The organism is Kitasatospora sp. NPDC050463, from assembly GCF_040655255.1.
Classification (GTDB): Bacteria; Actinomycetota; Actinomycetes; order Streptomycetales; family Streptomycetaceae; genus Kitasatospora.
Map to the genome: position 1 here is coordinate 1 of NZ_JBFAJO010000037.1, position 13,495 is coordinate 13,495.

Here is a 13,495-nt window from a genome sequence, read left to right on the forward strand (position 1 = left end):
TCCTCGACACGGTGCTCCTGCTCGGCGCCGTCGCAGCCACCCACGGCACGTTGCGCTGGCAGTTCGCGCTCGGCCCCGCCCGAGACCCGGGCGGGGCGCCTTGCGCCGTCCGGGGGACGGCCCGGGATCAGACCTCGATGTCGGCGATCACCCAGGTGGCGAACTCGCGCCACTGGCCGGCCGCGGCCTGGTGGGCCGGGTGGGTGAGGTAGGCCTGGAGCGCGTCGCGGTCCTCGACCAGGCTGTTGATCGCGTAGTCGTGGGCGATGTCGCGCTCGGTGGTGTTCCAGCCGCACTCCCACTCGCACAGCTCGGGGATGACCGGGCCGAGCGCCTCGAAGGCCTTGGCGCCGGCGAGCGCGCGCTCGTCGTCCTTGCTGACGCCGTCGTTGAGCTTGAACAGGACCAGGTGCCGGATCACGATGCCGCTCCTCGCGGACGGGGGGTGAGGGTCCCGCTCACCGTAGTCGGTGCCGGCCGGGCCGGTTGACCGCCCCCCGGGCTACTTGACCAGCCCGGTCATGAAGGTGCCGACGGCCTTGGCGGCGTTCGAGATGCCCTCGAACCCCAGTTGGACGAGCTCGGCCGCACGGGCCGGCGCGGTGATGATCGTGTAGAGCACGAAGATGAGCAGGAGGACCATGCCGATCTTCTTCGCCTGCGCCATCCGGTGACCTTCCTCCCTGCTGTGGGCCGCCGCCATTCGGTCCCCGAGCGGCCCTCTGCATTGGGCAGCTTATCCACCGGACGGCCCATCAAGTGTGCGACGCGTTCACCCGGCGGGACGAAGGTCCCCGCGAGTGGGGCCTTTCTCCGGGTGCCCGGACGGGAGTCGTCGAGCAGGATGGGTGATGTGCCGGGGGTCTGGCAGGAATCCCCGGCACGTGGATCCGGAGCTCCCCGCTGTGGGACCGGGCGCCGCGACTTCCCCCCGACGCGGCCCCGGTTGTGGGACTCCGCCGGGGGAGCGGTTGGTCCCCCGAGCCGCTCCCCCTCCAGGCTCCGTACTCGCCGGGCGTTGGTGGTCATCGGCCCCGGGTGCGGAGCTTCTCCGCGCCCACGGGCGTGCGGGAAACGACGAGGGCCCCGACCGTCTCCGGTCGGGGCCCTCGTGTCGCTGGCGGTAGCGGTGGGATTCGAACCCACGGTGAAGTTGCCCCCACACACGCTTTCGAGGCGTGCTCCTTTGGCCGCTCGGACACGCTACCGAGGGGAACTCTACCGGACAGGTGGCGCGGGCACGAAATCCGTATCGCGACGGCGGCCGGCGGGTGCGGTCAGCGGTGGGTCTCGAAGAAGGCGCGGAGCTGCTCGCCGCACTCGTCGGCGAGGACGCCCCAGACGACCTCCGGGCGGTGGTTGAGCCGGCGGTCGCGCATCACGTCGAAGAGCGAGCCGGCGGCGCCGGCCTTCTCGTCGAGGGCGCCGTAGACCACCCGGTCGACCCGGGAGAGCACGATGGCGCCCGCGCACATGGTGCAGGGCTCCAGGGTGACGACGAGGGTGCAGCCGCTGAGCCGCCACTGACCGAGTGCGGCGGCGGCCTCGCGGATGGCGACCACCTCGGCGTGTGCGGTCGGGTCGCCGACCGCCTCGCGCGCGTTGTGGCCGCGGCCGATCACCGCGCCGTCCGGGCCCAGGACGAGCGCCCCGACCGGGACGTCCCCGGTGGCCGGCGCCAGGTCGGCCTCGGTGATGGCGAGGCGCATCGGCGCCGCCCAGCGGTCACGGACCGGGTCGGGGCGGACGGGGGCGGGGAGCTGGACTGTCTGACGGGCGGACGCGGACTGCATGGCATCCAGTGTCCGGCATCCGTCGACGGGCATCGGCCGCTACCGGACGGCCTCCAGGATCTCGCCGCAGCCGAGGGCCTCGGCGATCTCCTCCAGGGCGTCACCCGGGACGGCACCCTCACCGCTGAGGGCGAGCAGTTCCTCGGAGGGGAGGCCGAACTCGGTGAGCAGGTGGGCGTCGCCGAGCGGGCCGACCGGGACGCCGCCGCGGGCGTCCGCCTCCGCCTCCTCGTCCTCCTGCTCCGCCGCCTGAGCCTCGTCCTCCAGTTCGGCGACCAGGTTGTCGAGGTCGCCGAACTCGCTCTCGCCGGCCTGGTCGACCAGTTCGTCGGTGAGGACGGAGCCGTAGCTGCTGCGGGCGGCGGCGGCGCCGTCCGACACGAAGATCCGCGGATCCTCCTCGCCGTCCACCCGGACGACGGCGAACCAGACGTCCTCCTGTTCGATGAAGACCAGGACGCTGTCGTCGTCCTGGGCGGCTTCGCGGGCCAGATCGGCCAGGTCCGCCAGGGTTTCGACGTCGTCGAGTTCCGTCTCGCTCACATCCCACCCGTCCTCGGTGCGAGCAAGCACTGCAGCGAAGTACGCCACCAGGGACACTCCCAAGATCATCGGTCTCGGCTCGGCGCTCCGGGCAAAGCGAAATCTGGCCGCCCCCGCGCCAGAGGCGGCCCGCTGTTCGGACCGTCCCATCGGAATCGTGACAGAAAGCCCGGCTTTGCGGGGGGTGTTCGGCAGCGCGTCTTCGCAGGTCGTGTCGGAAGGGTGGGCCGGGAGCCGGTGAACGGGCGCCGGGTGCGCCGGGTGGGCGCCGCCGGCCGCTCGGAAGAGTGCCGCGGGCCCGTCAGATCCGAAAGGTTCGCATCCGCATCGCTTCGCGCATCCGCCGTTCCTTGGTGCGCCGGGGCTGGACCCGCTCCCGTAGTTCGCGCGCCTCGGCGAGTTCGCGGAGGAACACCGTCCGCCGCTTGCGGCGCTCCGCCTCGGTCTCCGGATGGTCCGGGGGCAGGCCCGAGTGCCCGCCCGACGAGCCCGTGGGCCCGTCCGCCGAGCCGTCCCCGTTCTTCGGGTTGCTCGTCATAGGACCTGACTTTCCCAGATCGGCCGGATTGATACCACAGGAGGACGTTCCGCCCCGACATTCGCGGTGCGTCACGGCGCGTCATCACTGGGTGAGCCCGGACGGCCCCGTGCGGGGTGCGGAGTCGGCCGGGCGGGCCGCCGGGTGGCGTCCGGGCACCCGGGGCCGGGCTAACCTCGATGCATGCGGATCCACGTCGTCGACCACCCCCTGGTCGCCCACAAGCTCTCCACCCTGCGCGACGAGCGCACCGACTCGCCGACCTTCCGTCGCCTGACCGACGAGCTGGTGACCCTTCTCGCGTACGAGGCGACGAGGGACGTCCGCACCGAGGAGGTGGAGATCACCACCCCCGTGGCGGTCACCACCGGTACCCGGCTGAGCTACCCCCGCCCGCTGGTCGTCCCGATCCTGCGGGCCGGCCTGGGCATGCTCGACGGGATGACCCGGCTGCTGCCGACCGCCGAGGTGGGTTTCCTCGGCATGGTGCGCAACGAGGAGACCCTGGAGGCCTCCACCTACGCCACCCGGATGCCGGACGACCTCTCCGGCCGCCAGGTCTACGTGCTCGACCCGATGCTGGCCACCGGCGGCACGCTGGTCGCCGCGATCCGGATGCTGATCGAGCGGGGCGCCACCGATGTCACCGCCGTGGTGCTGCTGGCCGCGCCCGAGGGCGTCGCGGTGATGGAGAAGGAGCTGGCCGGGCTGCCGGTCACCGTCGTGACCGCCGCCGTCGACGAGCGCCTGAACGAGAACGGCTACATCGTCCCCGGCCTGGGTGACGCGGGAGACCGCCTGTACGGCACCGCGGGCTGATCCCCGGGCCTCCGGCCCCCGGGCGGTAGTCGTCCGAGCGTACGAAGAGAGCCCCCCGGCTGGTGCCGGGGGGCTCTCGTGCGTGCCGGACGGGCCGGCTCAGCAGCTGCCGGTGGAGCTCGGGGTCGGGGAGGGCTTGGTGGCCAGGGCCAGTGCGGCGGCGGCCTGGGTCTCGTCCAGCAGGGTGTTGTAGCTGTCGCCGACGACGACGTCCACGGTGTTGTCGGTGCGGGCGTCCGTGGTGACGGTGGCCCCGGCGATCTGCGAGCTGATCAGTGTGGCGGCGCCGGCACCGGCCGGGCCGGAGATCACCACGGCGGTGCCGGGCACCTTCTTGTCCAGCTCGGCCGGGGCGTTGCCCTTCTTGTCCACGGTGAAGCCGCGCTTCGTGAACTCGTCGGCGGTCCGCCCGGCCAGGCCGGACTTGGTGGTGGCGTTGAAGACGTTCAGCTTGAAGCCGGCCGGCTGCGGGATGGCGTGCGGGTCGCCGGCCGGGGCGTCCGGCGTGGGGGTGGGAGCGGCCAGCGGTTTGCCGGACGGCGTCGCGCAGGCCTGGGCGGAGGCGTTCTTGCCCTTGCCGGTGAAGATGTCGTAGAGCTGGACGCCGCCGAGCGCGATGAGCGCCAGGGCGAGCAGCGAGCCGATCAGGGCCATGACCTTGCGGCTCTTCTTCGGCGGCCGGCCGAGCCGTGGATAGGCGTTGCCGGTGATGCGGTACTGCTTCCCCTTCAGGCCTTGGGGAGTCAACATGCTCACGGTTTGTCTCCCCCTCGTGCCAGGGCGGGGATCGGGTGACGGAATCGGCCTGGGTGGGCGGCGTTCGCCACGGACTGCGGCCGTAGTCAGCAGATTAGTGCCGTACGGCTGCGAAGGTACTAAATGATCATCATCTGGAGTACGTCGGCACCCGAACGGGGGTACCGGCGAATGCGCGGACCGCCCTCCGGAGGTGGCCGGAGGGCGGTGTCCACGCGGGTGGCGGAGTGCGGGAGGGGCCCGTCACTCCATTTCGAGGACGCGGGCGTGCAGCACCTGGCGCTGCTGGAGCGCGGCGCGTACGGCGCGGTGCAGCCCGTCCTCCAGGTAGAGGTCGCCGTGCCACTTCACGACGTGGGCGAAGAGATCGCCGTAGAAGGTGGAGTCCTCCGCGAGGAGGGTCTCCAGGTCGAGTTGGCCCTTGGTGGTCACCAGCTGGTCCAGCCGCACCGGACGCGGGGCGACGTCCGCCCACTGGCGGGTGCTGGTCCGGCCGTGATCCGGGTACGGCCGCCCATTGCCGATGCGCTTGAAGATCACACGGAAAGCCTACCGTTTGGGCGGCGGATGGCGCAGCAGCCGAGGCTCCGCCACGCGCACCGACGCGAGCTGCGGGCGGGCGATTGCGGCTGTTTCATGGGAAATGTCGCGAACGTCGCCCCTCAGCTCTGCCCTGGAGTGTGCACCGATGTCCACCGCCGAGCCGCCGTCCACCACCGCCGGCACCGAACTCCTCCCGCCCGCGGTGCGGGAGATCGCCGCGGGGTACGCCTTCACCGGGCCCGCCCTCGACCTCGGCGCGGTGCTGCTGGACGGCACCGCCCACCGCGACGCCCAGGTGCGCATCCCGCTCGGGGTGCTCAATCGGCACGGGCTGGTCGCGGGTGCCACCGGCACCGGCAAGACCAAGACGCTCCAGCTGATCGCCGAACAGCTCTCCGCCCAGGGAGTGCCGGTGTTCCTGGCCGACATCAAGGGCGACGTCTCCGGGATCTCCGCGCCCGGCACGCCGAGCGAGCGGACCGCCGCCCGGGCCGCCGAGGTCGGCCAGAACTGGTCGGCGCGGGGCTGCCCGACCGAGTACTACGCGCTGGGTGGCCTGGGTACGGGCATCCCGATCCGGGCCACCGTCACCAGCTTCGGTCCGCTGCTGCTCGCCAAGGTGCTGGACCTGAACGAGACCCAGGAGTCGTCGCTCGGCCTGGTCTTCCACTATGCCGACCGCAACGGTCTGGAGCTGTACGACCTCAAGGACCTCACCGCCGTCATCACCTTCCTCACCTCACCGGAGGGCAAGGAGGAGCTGAAGGGCATCGGCGGGATCTCGGCGGCCACCGTGGGAGTGATCCTGCGCTCGCTCACCATGCTGGAGAACGAGGGCGCCGGGGCGTTCTTCGGGGAGCCGGAGTTCGACACCGCCGAGCTGCTGCGGACGGCGCCGGACGGCCGCGGCCTCGTCTCGGTGCTGGAACTGCCCGCCGTGCAGGACCGGCCGCGGCTGTTCTCCACCTTCCTGATGTGGCTGCTGGCCGACCTCTACCAGGAGCTGCCCGAGGTGGGGGACCTCGACAAGCCCAAGCTGGTGTTCTTCTTCGACGAGGCGCACCTGCTCTTCAAGGGCGCCTCCAGGGCCTTCCTGGAGGCGATCACCCAGACCGTCCGGCTGATCCGCTCCAAGGGCGTCGGGATCTTCTTCGTCACCCAGACGCCGAAGGACGTCCCGGCCGATGTGCTCGCCCAACTGGGCAACCGGGTGCAGCACGCGCTGCGGGCCTTCACCCCGGACGACGCCAAGGCGCTCAAGGCGACCGTCTCGACCTTCCCCCGGTCCTCGTACGACCTGAGCGAGGTGCTGACCTCGCTCGGTACCGGGGAGGCCGTGGTCACGGTGCTCTCCGAGAAGGGGGCGCCGACGCCCGTGGCGGCGACCAGGCTGCGGGCGCCGCAGTCGCTGATGGGCCCGGTCGAGCCGGCCGCGCTGCGGGCGGCGGTGGACGCGTCGGCCCTGTCGGCCCGCTACCGGGACGCGATCGACCGGGAGTCGGCCTACGAGAAGCTGGCCGCCCGGGCGGCGCGGCCGGAGCCGGAGCCGGAGCCGGCGCCGGTGCCGGTGCCGGCTCCTGGGGAGGAGTCGCGGGACGTCCGGGAGTCGCGGGAGGCGCAGGGTTCGCGTGCGTCGCGTGAGTCGGGTGCCGAGAAGGACGGCGGCGGGGTGCTCGGGATGCTGATGAGCAACCCGATGCTGAAGTCCTTCGCCCGCTCGGCCGGGTCACAGCTCGGACGGGAGATCTCCCGCAGCCTGTTCGGGACGTCCCGGCGGCGGCGCTGAGGGGCGCGGTGTCCGCCCGGTCGGCCGGGTCGGCCCGGTAGGCCGGGTGCGGCGGCCTAGCCGGCCAGCGCGGCGCCGATCCGGTCCAGCGAGGAGAGCCGCATCAGGCCGTAGTGGTAGAACTCGACCTCCGGCACGCCCAGCTCCCGGAGCGTGGCGATCTTCGCGGCGAGGTTGGCCGGGCCGTCGCAGTCCGACGCCATCGGGCGCAGGATCACCGCCATGTCCTGCGGGCGGACCCCGTGCAGGGCGAAGGCGGCGACCTTCTCCCGGACGGCCTCCGGGGTCCGCGCGTACCCGAGCGTCTCGATCTGGTCGGCCGCCCTGGCGAGCGCGGGCAGGTCGATGCCGGAGAGCCAGCCCCGGCCCGGGCCGCCGCCGTCCATGAAGCTCAGTCGCATGCCGTGCCGCCGGGCCTCCTCGGCCACCTCGGTGGCGAGCGAGGTCACGGTCGCGGCGGAGGCGTCGACGTAGGCCGCGACGGCGCCGTCGGCCAGCTCGTCGAGGGCGGCGGGTTCGGCGGCGGCCGTGTCGTCGGCCAGCCGGCGGCGCAGCTCGGTGCGGACGGCCGCCGCCACCTCGTCGGCCGGAACGCCCGCGCGGACGGCGGTGGCGCGGCAGTGCGTGCAGAAGCAGATCCCGAGCAGCGCCTCGGCGACCGGGCCCAGCTCCTCGAAGTAGCGCTCGTGGTGGTAGCCGTGGCGCAGCCCGTGGAAGTGCAGCGACTCGGCCCGGATCGCGTCCACGCCGTACCGGGCCAGGTCGGCGACCAGGGTGAGCGCGTACTCGCGGACCTTCGGGGCGGCCGGGCAGAGCTCGGTGAGGTGGCGGTCGCCGAAGGCGTTGGCGGGCGCGCAGTCGGGGTGTTCGAAGCCGAGCCGGTCGTTGTGGCAGAACACCGTCCAGGCGTGCAGCTTCAGCCCGCGGCGCCGGGCCTCGGCGGCGGCCTCGGCGAAGGGGTCGCGGTCGCCGATCGCGGTGGAGGGGGTGGGCCGCAGGCGCCGGCCGGCCCAGCGCGCCGGGTCGGGACGGAAGTAGGCGGCGCCGGGCTCCAGGTAGCGGATCACCCGGTGCGGGTTGTGCGGGAAGACGTCCCGGGCCTCGTGGTAGACCGAGGCGAGGGTCACGCCGCCGACCCCGGCCCGGTCGGCGAGGTTGCCGAAGAAGGTGTCGGCGCCCTCGTCCAGCAGGTCGGTGGCGAAGGCGAGGACGGACGACTCCACGGTGCGGCTCCGGGGCAGGGGGCGGATTCCTCCCACGCTAGCCGCAGGGCCGGGATTGGTCTATACCTGGCCGTAACGGGCGGGAGCCGCCCCTCCGCGCGCCGTCAGAGGCCGAGGTCGTTCAGCTCCTTGAGCAGGGCGGACCGGGGGCCGGCGGCGGGCTCGGGCGCCGGGTCGGCCGCCTTCGGCCCGCGGTTGCGGAGCAGCCAGGCGGCGGCGAGCCCGCCGAGCAGCCCGCCGAGGTGGCCGAGCCAGCTGACTCCCTGGGCCACGGGCAGGACGCCGATCAGCAGGTAGGAGTAGACGGCCGCGACGACGACGCCGATCGCCGCGTCCAGCAGGTTGCGGTCGAGCACCCCGCGCAGCACCAGATAGCCGAAGTAGCCGTAGACCAGGCCGCTGGCGCCGGCCGTGACCGCCTCGGGGCGCTCGCACAGCCAGACCGTGAGGCCGCTGAAGACGACGATCATCAGGGTCGCCCAGAGGAACTTCTTCATGCCCCGGTAGGCGGACAGGAAGCCGAACACGAACAGCGGCCAGGAGTTGGCCTCGATGTGCCCCCAGCCGAAGTGCAGCAGGGGCATGGTGAACATGTCCGGCAGCTCGTCGAGCCGGCGCGGCATCAGCCCGAAGTCCTCGGACAGACCGTAGTCGTCCATCCAGTTCACCAGCTGCACCAGCCAGATGACGGCGAGCAAGCCGAGCATGGTGAGGAGCGCACGGCGGGAGTCGGCCAGCAGGCGGGCGGGTTTGGGGGCCATGACCCGACTTTAGAGCGGGCCCGTGCGTGGTGGCACCCCACTACAGTGAATCGCGTCATTCAGCCTGGTCCGGGCTGTCCCGGCTTGTGTCGAGAGGTGACCGTTTCATGAGCGTTCGTCCGCCGCTGCCCTACGAGTTCCTGCCGCAGGTGCCGTCCTTCGAGCTGACCAGTGAGGACATCGCCGAAGGCGGCAAGCTGGCCGAGGAGTACATCCACGCGGGCGGCAACCTGTCGCCGCAGCTGTCCTGGTCCGGCCTGCCGGAGGGCACCCGGTCCATCGCCGTCACCTGCTACGACCCGGACGCCCCGACCGGCTCGGGCTGGTGGCACTGGCTCGCCCTCAACCTGCCCGGCGACACCACCGGCCTGGCGCGCGGCGCCGGTTCGTCGGACGCCGACCTGCCCGGTGCGGCCTCGTTCCACGGCCGCAACGACTTCCCCGGCAACAAGTACGACGGTGCCGCCCCGCCGCCCGGCCCGGCGCACCGCTACGTCTTCGCCGTGCACGCGCTGGACGTGGACGAGCTGGACGTCACGCCGGAGACGCCGGCGGCCCAGATCGGCTTCCACCTCACCTTCCACACGCTGGGCCGCGCGGTGCTGACCGCCGAGTTCGGCGTCTGATCCGGGTCTGAGGGGGCGTTCGGAGATGTCGCCGCCGGTCGTTCGGCCCGCCGAGGTGTGGCGCCTGCCCGAGGAGGACCTCCGGGCGGGCCGCCGGGCCGTGGCCTGGACGGTCGGCCCGGCCGGCGAGTCGGCCGTGCTGCTGGTGCACGAGAAGCACCGGGGGCCGGTCGACGGGTGGCCGCGGATCCGGACGCCGTTCGACGCCGAGCTGGTGACGGTGACCGCCCGGGGCGAGTGGCGGCTGCCGCTCGCCCCGGTCACCGTCGGGCCGGACCATCTGGCGCTGCTGCCCGGCGGTCGGGTGCTGGTGGCGAGCTACCGGTCCGACAACGCCTCGGGGCCGTGGGAGCCCAACGCCGTCGTGTTCGGGGCGCACGGCCGGCCGGCCCGGGAGCTGTCGCTCGGCGACGACGTCCGGGCCCTGGTCACCGACCGGGACGGCCGGATCTGGATGGCCTTCGGGGACGAGGGCGTCTACGGCGACCACCCGATGGCGCACCCCGGCCTGACCGCTGCGGACACCGCCGGCCGGGTGGTCTGGCGACCCGGGCCGGGGGAACTCCCCGGTTACCCGCTGGAGGGCCTGGCCGCCGCCACCGAGGGGCGGGCCGTCTGGCTGGCCTGGTACCCCGACAGCTCGGGCAGCCACCTGACCAGGATCGATCCGTCCGGCGGCCCGTCGTCGAGCGTGAAGTGCCCGGTGCGGCTGCCGATCGGATTCGCGATCAGCGGTCGGCGGGGCGTCTTCCTGACCGGCGCGGGCGAGGTCGTCCGGTGCGAGCTGGTCGGCAAGGACTGGCGGGAGACCGGGCGCGGGCGGCTCCAGCTGCCCGGCGGGCTCGACCGGGAGCGGGCGTACGGGCGCGACGGCGTGCTGCGGTTCCGGGCCGGTGACGTCTGGTACCGGTTGGACGTCTAGGGCTTGGCGTCACCCGCGCTGTCCGCCGCCCGGCCGGCGCGGGCGGCCAGTTCGCGCAGGTGGGCGTGCATCTGCGGGGGCTCGTGCACCTCGAACTCGCAGCCGAGCATCACCAGGCGCATGGCCAGCCACTCCAGTGACTCCGCGCGGGAGCGCAGGCGGCAGCTGCGTGCGTCGATCGGCTCGACCTCGGAGTCGCGGTGTAGCCAGTACGGCATGTCGGTGGCGGGCATGTGCAGGGTGGCGACCAGGGTGTACGTCGGCGCGAGCCGGCGGAGCTTGCTCGCCACGTAGGTGGCCGCGTCCTCGGCGGGGAGTTCGCGCGGGGTGATCCGGGCGCCGGTGGCGAACGGCTCGCTGATCCGGTCCACCCGGAAGAGCCGCCAGTCGTCCCGGTCGAGGTCGTACCCCACCAGGTACCAGCGCCGCCCGGCCGAGACCAGGCGGTTGGGCTCCACCTGGCGGCTGGTCTCGGCGCCGTCGCCGGCCCGGTAGCCGAAGCGCAGCCGCTCCCGGTTGGTGACGGCGTTGGCGAGCACGGTGAGGTCCTCCGGGTCGACGGTCGGGCCGTCGCCGGTCAGCAGTGGCACGGTGGCCGTGTTCAGGGCGCCGACCCGGTGGCGCAGTCGGCTCGGCAGGACCTGGAGCAGCTTGCCGAGGGCGCGGACCGAGGCCTCCTCGATGCCGACCACGGCGTGCCCGGCGGCCGCCCGGAGCCCGACCGCGATGGCCACCGCCTCCTCGTCGTCCAGCAGCAGCGGCGGCATGGCCGTTCCCGCGACCAGCCGGTAGCCGCCGACCGCGCCCATCGTCGCCTGGACGGGGTAGCCGAGCACGCGCAGCCGGTCGATGTCGCGGCGGATCGTCCGGGGGCTGACCCGCAGGCGCTCGGCCAATTCGCTGCCCGGCCACTCGCGCGGGGTCTGCAGCAGGGACAGCAGGGTCAGCAGTCTCGCCGGGGTGTCGGTCATGGCGACCAGGATGCCGGACAAGGAGGACAAGAGCTGACCTACATGACCTCTATCGTCCTCGACGTGCCGAAGAGCGAGGTAGAGGAGAAGCAGATGACAGCGGGTTCCGGGGTGGGGTCCCGAGCGGGTTCCGGGGTGGTGTCCGACCGGCGGAGGTGGATCGCGCTGGCGATCGTGATGATGGCGTCGTTCATGGACCTGGTGGACGTCACCATCGTGAACATCGCCATCCCCAGCATCCAGGAGGACATCGGCGCCTCGTTCAGTGCCGTCCAGTGGGTGACCGGCGGCTACGCGCTGGCGTTCGCGATCGGGCTGATCACGGGTGGCCGGCTGGGCGACATCTACGGCCGGAAGCGACTGTTCCTGATCGGGATCGGCGGCTTCACCGTCGCCTCGGCGCTCTGCGGTCTGGCGACCGGCGCCGAGATGCTGGTCGCGACGCGGATCCTGCAGGGCGGGACGGCGGCGCTGATGGTGCCGCAGGTACTGTCGATCATCCACGCGACCTTCCCGGCGGAGGAGCGCGGCAAGGTGTTCGGCCTGTTCGGCGCGGTGGTCGGCCTGGGCGCCGTCTCCGGGCCGCTGATCGGTGCGCTGCTGACGGAGTGGGACCTCTTCGGGCTGGCCTGGCGGCCGATCTTCCTGATCAACCTGCCGGTCGGCATCGTCGGGCTGCTGCTCGGCCGGGCGTTCATCGGGGAGTCGCGGGCGGAGAAGGCGCTCAAGCTGGACATCGTGGGCGTCGTGCTGGCCAGCGTCGGTCTGCTGATGCTGCTCTACCCGCTCACCCACGGCCGCGAGGCCGGCTGGCCGCTCTGGGGCTACCTCTCGATGGCCGGCAGCCTGCCGGTGTTCGCGCTGTTCGTCGCGTACGAGAAGGTGAAGACGCGGCGGGACGGCTCGCCGCTGGTCGAGCTGTCGCTGTTCCGGGTGAAGAGCTTCGCGGCCGGCATCGGCGTGCAGCTGACCTTCGGCCTGGTCACCGGGATCTTCTTCCTGGTCTGGACGCTCTACATGCAGATCGGGCTGGGCTGGAGCCCGCTCAAGGCCGGGACGACGGGCATCCCGTTCTCGATCGCGATCTCGATGGCGGCCGGGCTCTCGGTGCAGAAGCTGGTGCCGCGGTTCGGGCGCAAGGTGCTCCAGGCGGGAGCGCTGGTGATGGCGGCGGGCTCGCTGATCTACATCTGGGAGGCCGACCGGTACGGCACGGCGATCGCGCCGTGGCAGATGGCGCTGCCGCTGGTGGTGATGGGCGCCGGCATGGGCCTGATCGTCGCTCCGATCACGGACGCGGTGCTGGCGGAGGTGCCGCGTGAGCACGCCGGTTCGGCGTCGGGCCTGATCAACACGGTGAACCAGCTGGGGACGGCGCTGGGGCTCGGGCTGGTGTCCGTGGCGTTCTTCGGGGCGATGGACGACGTGATCGCCCCGGAGGCGGTCGGGACGGCCTTCGGCGGGGCGTTCATCAACGCCATGTGGTGGGTCGTGGGGGTGCTGGTGGCGGTGTTCCTGCTGATGTTCGCGCTGCCGAAGCGGAAGGCGGCTGTCGCCGCCTCCGCTGAGGGGGCGGTGAAGGCGGCCGAGGAGCAGGAGCCCGTCCTGGTCTGACGGTGTGTGGTGGGGCCCCGGTCGCGATGCGCGGCCGGGGCCCTCGCGCGCACACTGGGAGAACCATGGAACGGCTCGCGGTGGACTCCTCGGCGCTGCGCTCGGTCGGGTACGACGCGGCGCTGCGCGTGCTGGAGCTGGAGTTCACCGACGGGCACGTCTACGTGTACGACGCGGTGCCCGGGCGGGTGCACCGGGAGCTGATGGCGGCGGAGAGCCACGGCCGGTACTTCGCCCGGGAGATCCGGGGCCGGTACGCGTACCGGCGGGTGCGGTGAGGTGGCCCGGACCTCGGTGGTTCAGGCGGCGCGGCGGTAGCTGCTGCCGTCCTTCGGCCGGACGAGGTGGCCGGCCTCGACCAGGAAGCGGCGCAGGGCCGGGTAGTCGTCGTGCACCGTCCGCAGCGTCTCGTTGACCTCGTGCTCGCTGTAGGAGCGGTCCGGCTCGAAGAGGGTGCCGGCGAGGTGGGCGAGCAGTTGCTCGCGGCGGGCAGCCTTGCGGGGGATCGTGGGCAGGCGGCCCTCGGCGGAGAAGAGGGAGCGCACGCCGGGTGCGGTGGTGTCGGTCATCCGTCGAGCCTCGCCCGGGTGGTGGTGGGCG

General features: G+C 72.7%; 17 protein-coding genes and 1 tRNA gene. 6 read left to right on the forward strand and 12 right to left on the reverse strand.

Going from position 1 to position 13,495, the window contains the following annotated elements; translation table 11 throughout:
• Positions 1 to 127: 127 nt before the first annotated feature.
• The 6 genes from AB0J08_RS23045 to AB0J08_RS23070 all read right to left on the reverse strand — a co-directional run bounded on the left by AB0J08_RS23045 (position 128) and on the right by AB0J08_RS23070 (position 2,874).
• Positions 128 to 421 (reverse strand): Dabb family protein, encoded by a 294-nt coding sequence (locus AB0J08_RS23045; protein ID WP_360637275.1) that lies wholly within the window; start codon positions 419 to 421, stop codon positions 128 to 130.
• An 81-nt stretch (positions 422 to 502) separates the two neighbouring features.
• The gene (locus AB0J08_RS23050) at positions 503 to 667 is read right to left on the reverse strand and encodes a hypothetical protein (protein WP_360637278.1); all 165 of its coding nucleotides are present in this window, start codon (positions 665 to 667) and stop codon (positions 503 to 505) included.
• Between the two features lie 451 nt (positions 668 to 1,118).
• A tRNA-Ser gene (locus AB0J08_RS23055) sits at positions 1,119 to 1,208 on the reverse strand.
• 69 nt (positions 1,209 to 1,277) lie between these two features.
• Positions 1,278 to 1,793: a tRNA adenosine(34) deaminase TadA gene (gene tadA / locus AB0J08_RS23060; RefSeq protein ID WP_360637281.1), complete on the reverse strand. Its 516-nt coding sequence runs from the start codon at positions 1,791 to 1,793 to the stop codon at positions 1,278 to 1,280.
• Positions 1,794 to 1,832: 39 nt separating this feature from the next.
• On the reverse strand, positions 1,833 to 2,405 hold the full coding sequence (locus tag AB0J08_RS23065; RefSeq protein WP_360637284.1) for a tRNA adenosine deaminase-associated protein: 573 nt from the start codon (positions 2,403 to 2,405) through the stop codon (positions 1,833 to 1,835).
• 232 nt (positions 2,406 to 2,637) lie between these two features.
• Positions 2,638 to 2,874, reverse strand: a complete 237-nt coding sequence (locus AB0J08_RS23070) for a hypothetical protein (protein ID WP_360637287.1) — start codon at positions 2,872 to 2,874, stop codon at positions 2,638 to 2,640.
• 183 nt (positions 2,875 to 3,057) lie between these two features.
• Between AB0J08_RS23070 and upp the strand changes: the two genes are divergently transcribed.
• Positions 3,058 to 3,693, forward strand: coding sequence for a uracil phosphoribosyltransferase (gene upp / locus AB0J08_RS23075; RefSeq protein ID WP_329488640.1), 636 nt, complete (start codon positions 3,058 to 3,060; stop codon positions 3,691 to 3,693).
• Positions 3,694 to 3,792: 99 nt separating this feature from the next.
• On the opposite strand, the gene AB0J08_RS23080 is transcribed toward upp, so the two are convergent.
• Together AB0J08_RS23080 and AB0J08_RS23085 are read right to left on the reverse strand one after the other, a co-directional pair.
• The gene (locus AB0J08_RS23080; protein WP_360637557.1) at positions 3,793 to 4,443 is read right to left on the reverse strand and encodes a LytR C-terminal domain-containing protein; all 651 of its coding nucleotides are present in this window, start codon (positions 4,441 to 4,443) and stop codon (positions 3,793 to 3,795) included.
• 249 nt (positions 4,444 to 4,692) lie between these two features.
• Complete coding sequence (locus AB0J08_RS23085; RefSeq protein ID WP_030061387.1) at positions 4,693 to 4,989, reverse strand: type II toxin-antitoxin system VapB family antitoxin; 297 nt, start codon at positions 4,987 to 4,989, stop codon at positions 4,693 to 4,695.
• A 148-nt stretch (positions 4,990 to 5,137) separates the two neighbouring features.
• Between AB0J08_RS23085 and AB0J08_RS23090 the strand changes: the two genes are divergently transcribed.
• On the forward strand, positions 5,138 to 6,778 hold the full coding sequence (locus AB0J08_RS23090; protein WP_360637290.1) for a helicase HerA-like domain-containing protein: 1,641 nt from the start codon (positions 5,138 to 5,140) through the stop codon (positions 6,776 to 6,778).
• Between the two features lie 56 nt (positions 6,779 to 6,834).
• On the opposite strand, the gene AB0J08_RS23095 is transcribed toward AB0J08_RS23090, so the two are convergent.
• Together AB0J08_RS23095 and AB0J08_RS23100 are read right to left on the reverse strand one after the other, a co-directional pair.
• A complete protein-coding gene (locus AB0J08_RS23095) occupies positions 6,835 to 8,001 on the reverse strand; it encodes a hypothetical protein (RefSeq protein WP_360637293.1) in 1,167 nt (388 codons plus the stop codon).
• 104 nt (positions 8,002 to 8,105) lie between these two features.
• On the reverse strand, positions 8,106 to 8,762 hold the full coding sequence (locus AB0J08_RS23100; protein WP_360637296.1) for a rhomboid family intramembrane serine protease: 657 nt from the start codon (positions 8,760 to 8,762) through the stop codon (positions 8,106 to 8,108).
• A 107-nt stretch (positions 8,763 to 8,869) separates the two neighbouring features.
• Between AB0J08_RS23100 and AB0J08_RS23105 the strand changes: the two genes are divergently transcribed.
• Together AB0J08_RS23105 and AB0J08_RS23110 are read left to right on the forward strand one after the other, a co-directional pair.
• Entirely contained in the window at positions 8,870 to 9,388 is a 519-nt protein-coding gene (locus AB0J08_RS23105) for a YbhB/YbcL family Raf kinase inhibitor-like protein (protein WP_360637299.1), read from the forward strand.
• Positions 9,389 to 9,413: 25 nt separating this feature from the next.
• On the forward strand, positions 9,414 to 10,310 hold the full coding sequence (locus AB0J08_RS23110; protein ID WP_360637302.1) for a hypothetical protein: 897 nt from the start codon (positions 9,414 to 9,416) through the stop codon (positions 10,308 to 10,310).
• On the opposite strand, the gene AB0J08_RS23115 is transcribed toward AB0J08_RS23110, so the two are convergent.
• On the reverse strand, positions 10,307 to 11,281 hold the full coding sequence (locus AB0J08_RS23115) for a YafY family protein (protein ID WP_360637305.1): 975 nt from the start codon (positions 11,279 to 11,281) through the stop codon (positions 10,307 to 10,309). The genes AB0J08_RS23110 and AB0J08_RS23115 overlap by 4 nt on opposite strands.
• 93 nt (positions 11,282 to 11,374) lie before the next feature.
• Between AB0J08_RS23115 and AB0J08_RS23120 the strand changes: the two genes are divergently transcribed.
• Together AB0J08_RS23120 and AB0J08_RS23125 are read left to right on the forward strand one after the other, a co-directional pair.
• Positions 11,375 to 12,895: an MFS transporter gene (locus AB0J08_RS23120; RefSeq protein WP_360637560.1), complete on the forward strand. Its 1,521-nt coding sequence runs from the start codon at positions 11,375 to 11,377 to the stop codon at positions 12,893 to 12,895.
• A 65-nt stretch (positions 12,896 to 12,960) separates the two neighbouring features.
• Complete coding sequence (locus AB0J08_RS23125) at positions 12,961 to 13,173, forward strand: KTSC domain-containing protein (RefSeq protein ID WP_360637308.1); 213 nt, start codon at positions 12,961 to 12,963, stop codon at positions 13,171 to 13,173.
• Between the two features lie 21 nt (positions 13,174 to 13,194).
• Here AB0J08_RS23125 and AB0J08_RS23130 read toward each other — a convergent pair whose 3' ends face one another.
• Positions 13,195 to 13,464, reverse strand: coding sequence for a DUF2087 domain-containing protein (locus tag AB0J08_RS23130; RefSeq protein WP_360637311.1), 270 nt, complete (start codon positions 13,462 to 13,464; stop codon positions 13,195 to 13,197).
• Positions 13,465 to 13,495: the final 31 nt, after the last annotated feature.

Bases quoted from the DNA above. Each gene is read 5' to 3' on its own strand.
- AB0J08_RS23120 (WP_360637560.1), top strand. From the start codon at position 11,375: ATGACAGCGGGTTCCGGGGTGGGGTCCCGAGCGGGTTCCGGGGTGGTG.
- tadA (WP_360637281.1), bottom strand. From the start codon at position 1,793: ATGCAGTCCGCGTCCGCCCGTCAGACAGTCCAGCTCCCCGCCCCCGTC.
- AB0J08_RS23080 (WP_360637557.1), bottom strand. From the start codon at position 4,443: ATGTTGACTCCCCAAGGCCTGAAGGGGAAGCAGTACCGCATCACCGGC.
- AB0J08_RS23070 (WP_360637287.1), bottom strand. From the start codon at position 2,874: ATGACGAGCAACCCGAAGAACGGGGACGGCTCGGCGGACGGGCCCACG.
- AB0J08_RS23090 (WP_360637290.1), top strand. From the start codon at position 5,138: ATGTCCACCGCCGAGCCGCCGTCCACCACCGCCGGCACCGAACTCCTC.
- AB0J08_RS23130 (WP_360637311.1), bottom strand. From the start codon at position 13,464: ATGACCGACACCACCGCACCCGGCGTGCGCTCCCTCTTCTCCGCCGAG.
- AB0J08_RS23050 (WP_360637278.1), bottom strand. From the start codon at position 667: ATGGCGCAGGCGAAGAAGATCGGCATGGTCCTCCTGCTCATCTTCGTG.
- upp (WP_329488640.1), top strand. From the start codon at position 3,058: ATGCGGATCCACGTCGTCGACCACCCCCTGGTCGCCCACAAGCTCTCC.
- AB0J08_RS23065 (WP_360637284.1), bottom strand. From the start codon at position 2,405: ATGATCTTGGGAGTGTCCCTGGTGGCGTACTTCGCTGCAGTGCTTGCT.
- AB0J08_RS23105 (WP_360637299.1), top strand. From the start codon at position 8,870: ATGAGCGTTCGTCCGCCGCTGCCCTACGAGTTCCTGCCGCAGGTGCCG.
- AB0J08_RS23110 (WP_360637302.1), top strand. From the start codon at position 9,414: ATGTCGCCGCCGGTCGTTCGGCCCGCCGAGGTGTGGCGCCTGCCCGAG.
- AB0J08_RS23100 (WP_360637296.1), bottom strand. From the start codon at position 8,762: ATGGCCCCCAAACCCGCCCGCCTGCTGGCCGACTCCCGCCGTGCGCTC.
- AB0J08_RS23115 (WP_360637305.1), bottom strand. From the start codon at position 11,281: ATGACCGACACCCCGGCGAGACTGCTGACCCTGCTGTCCCTGCTGCAG.
- AB0J08_RS23125 (WP_360637308.1), top strand. From the start codon at position 12,961: ATGGAACGGCTCGCGGTGGACTCCTCGGCGCTGCGCTCGGTCGGGTAC.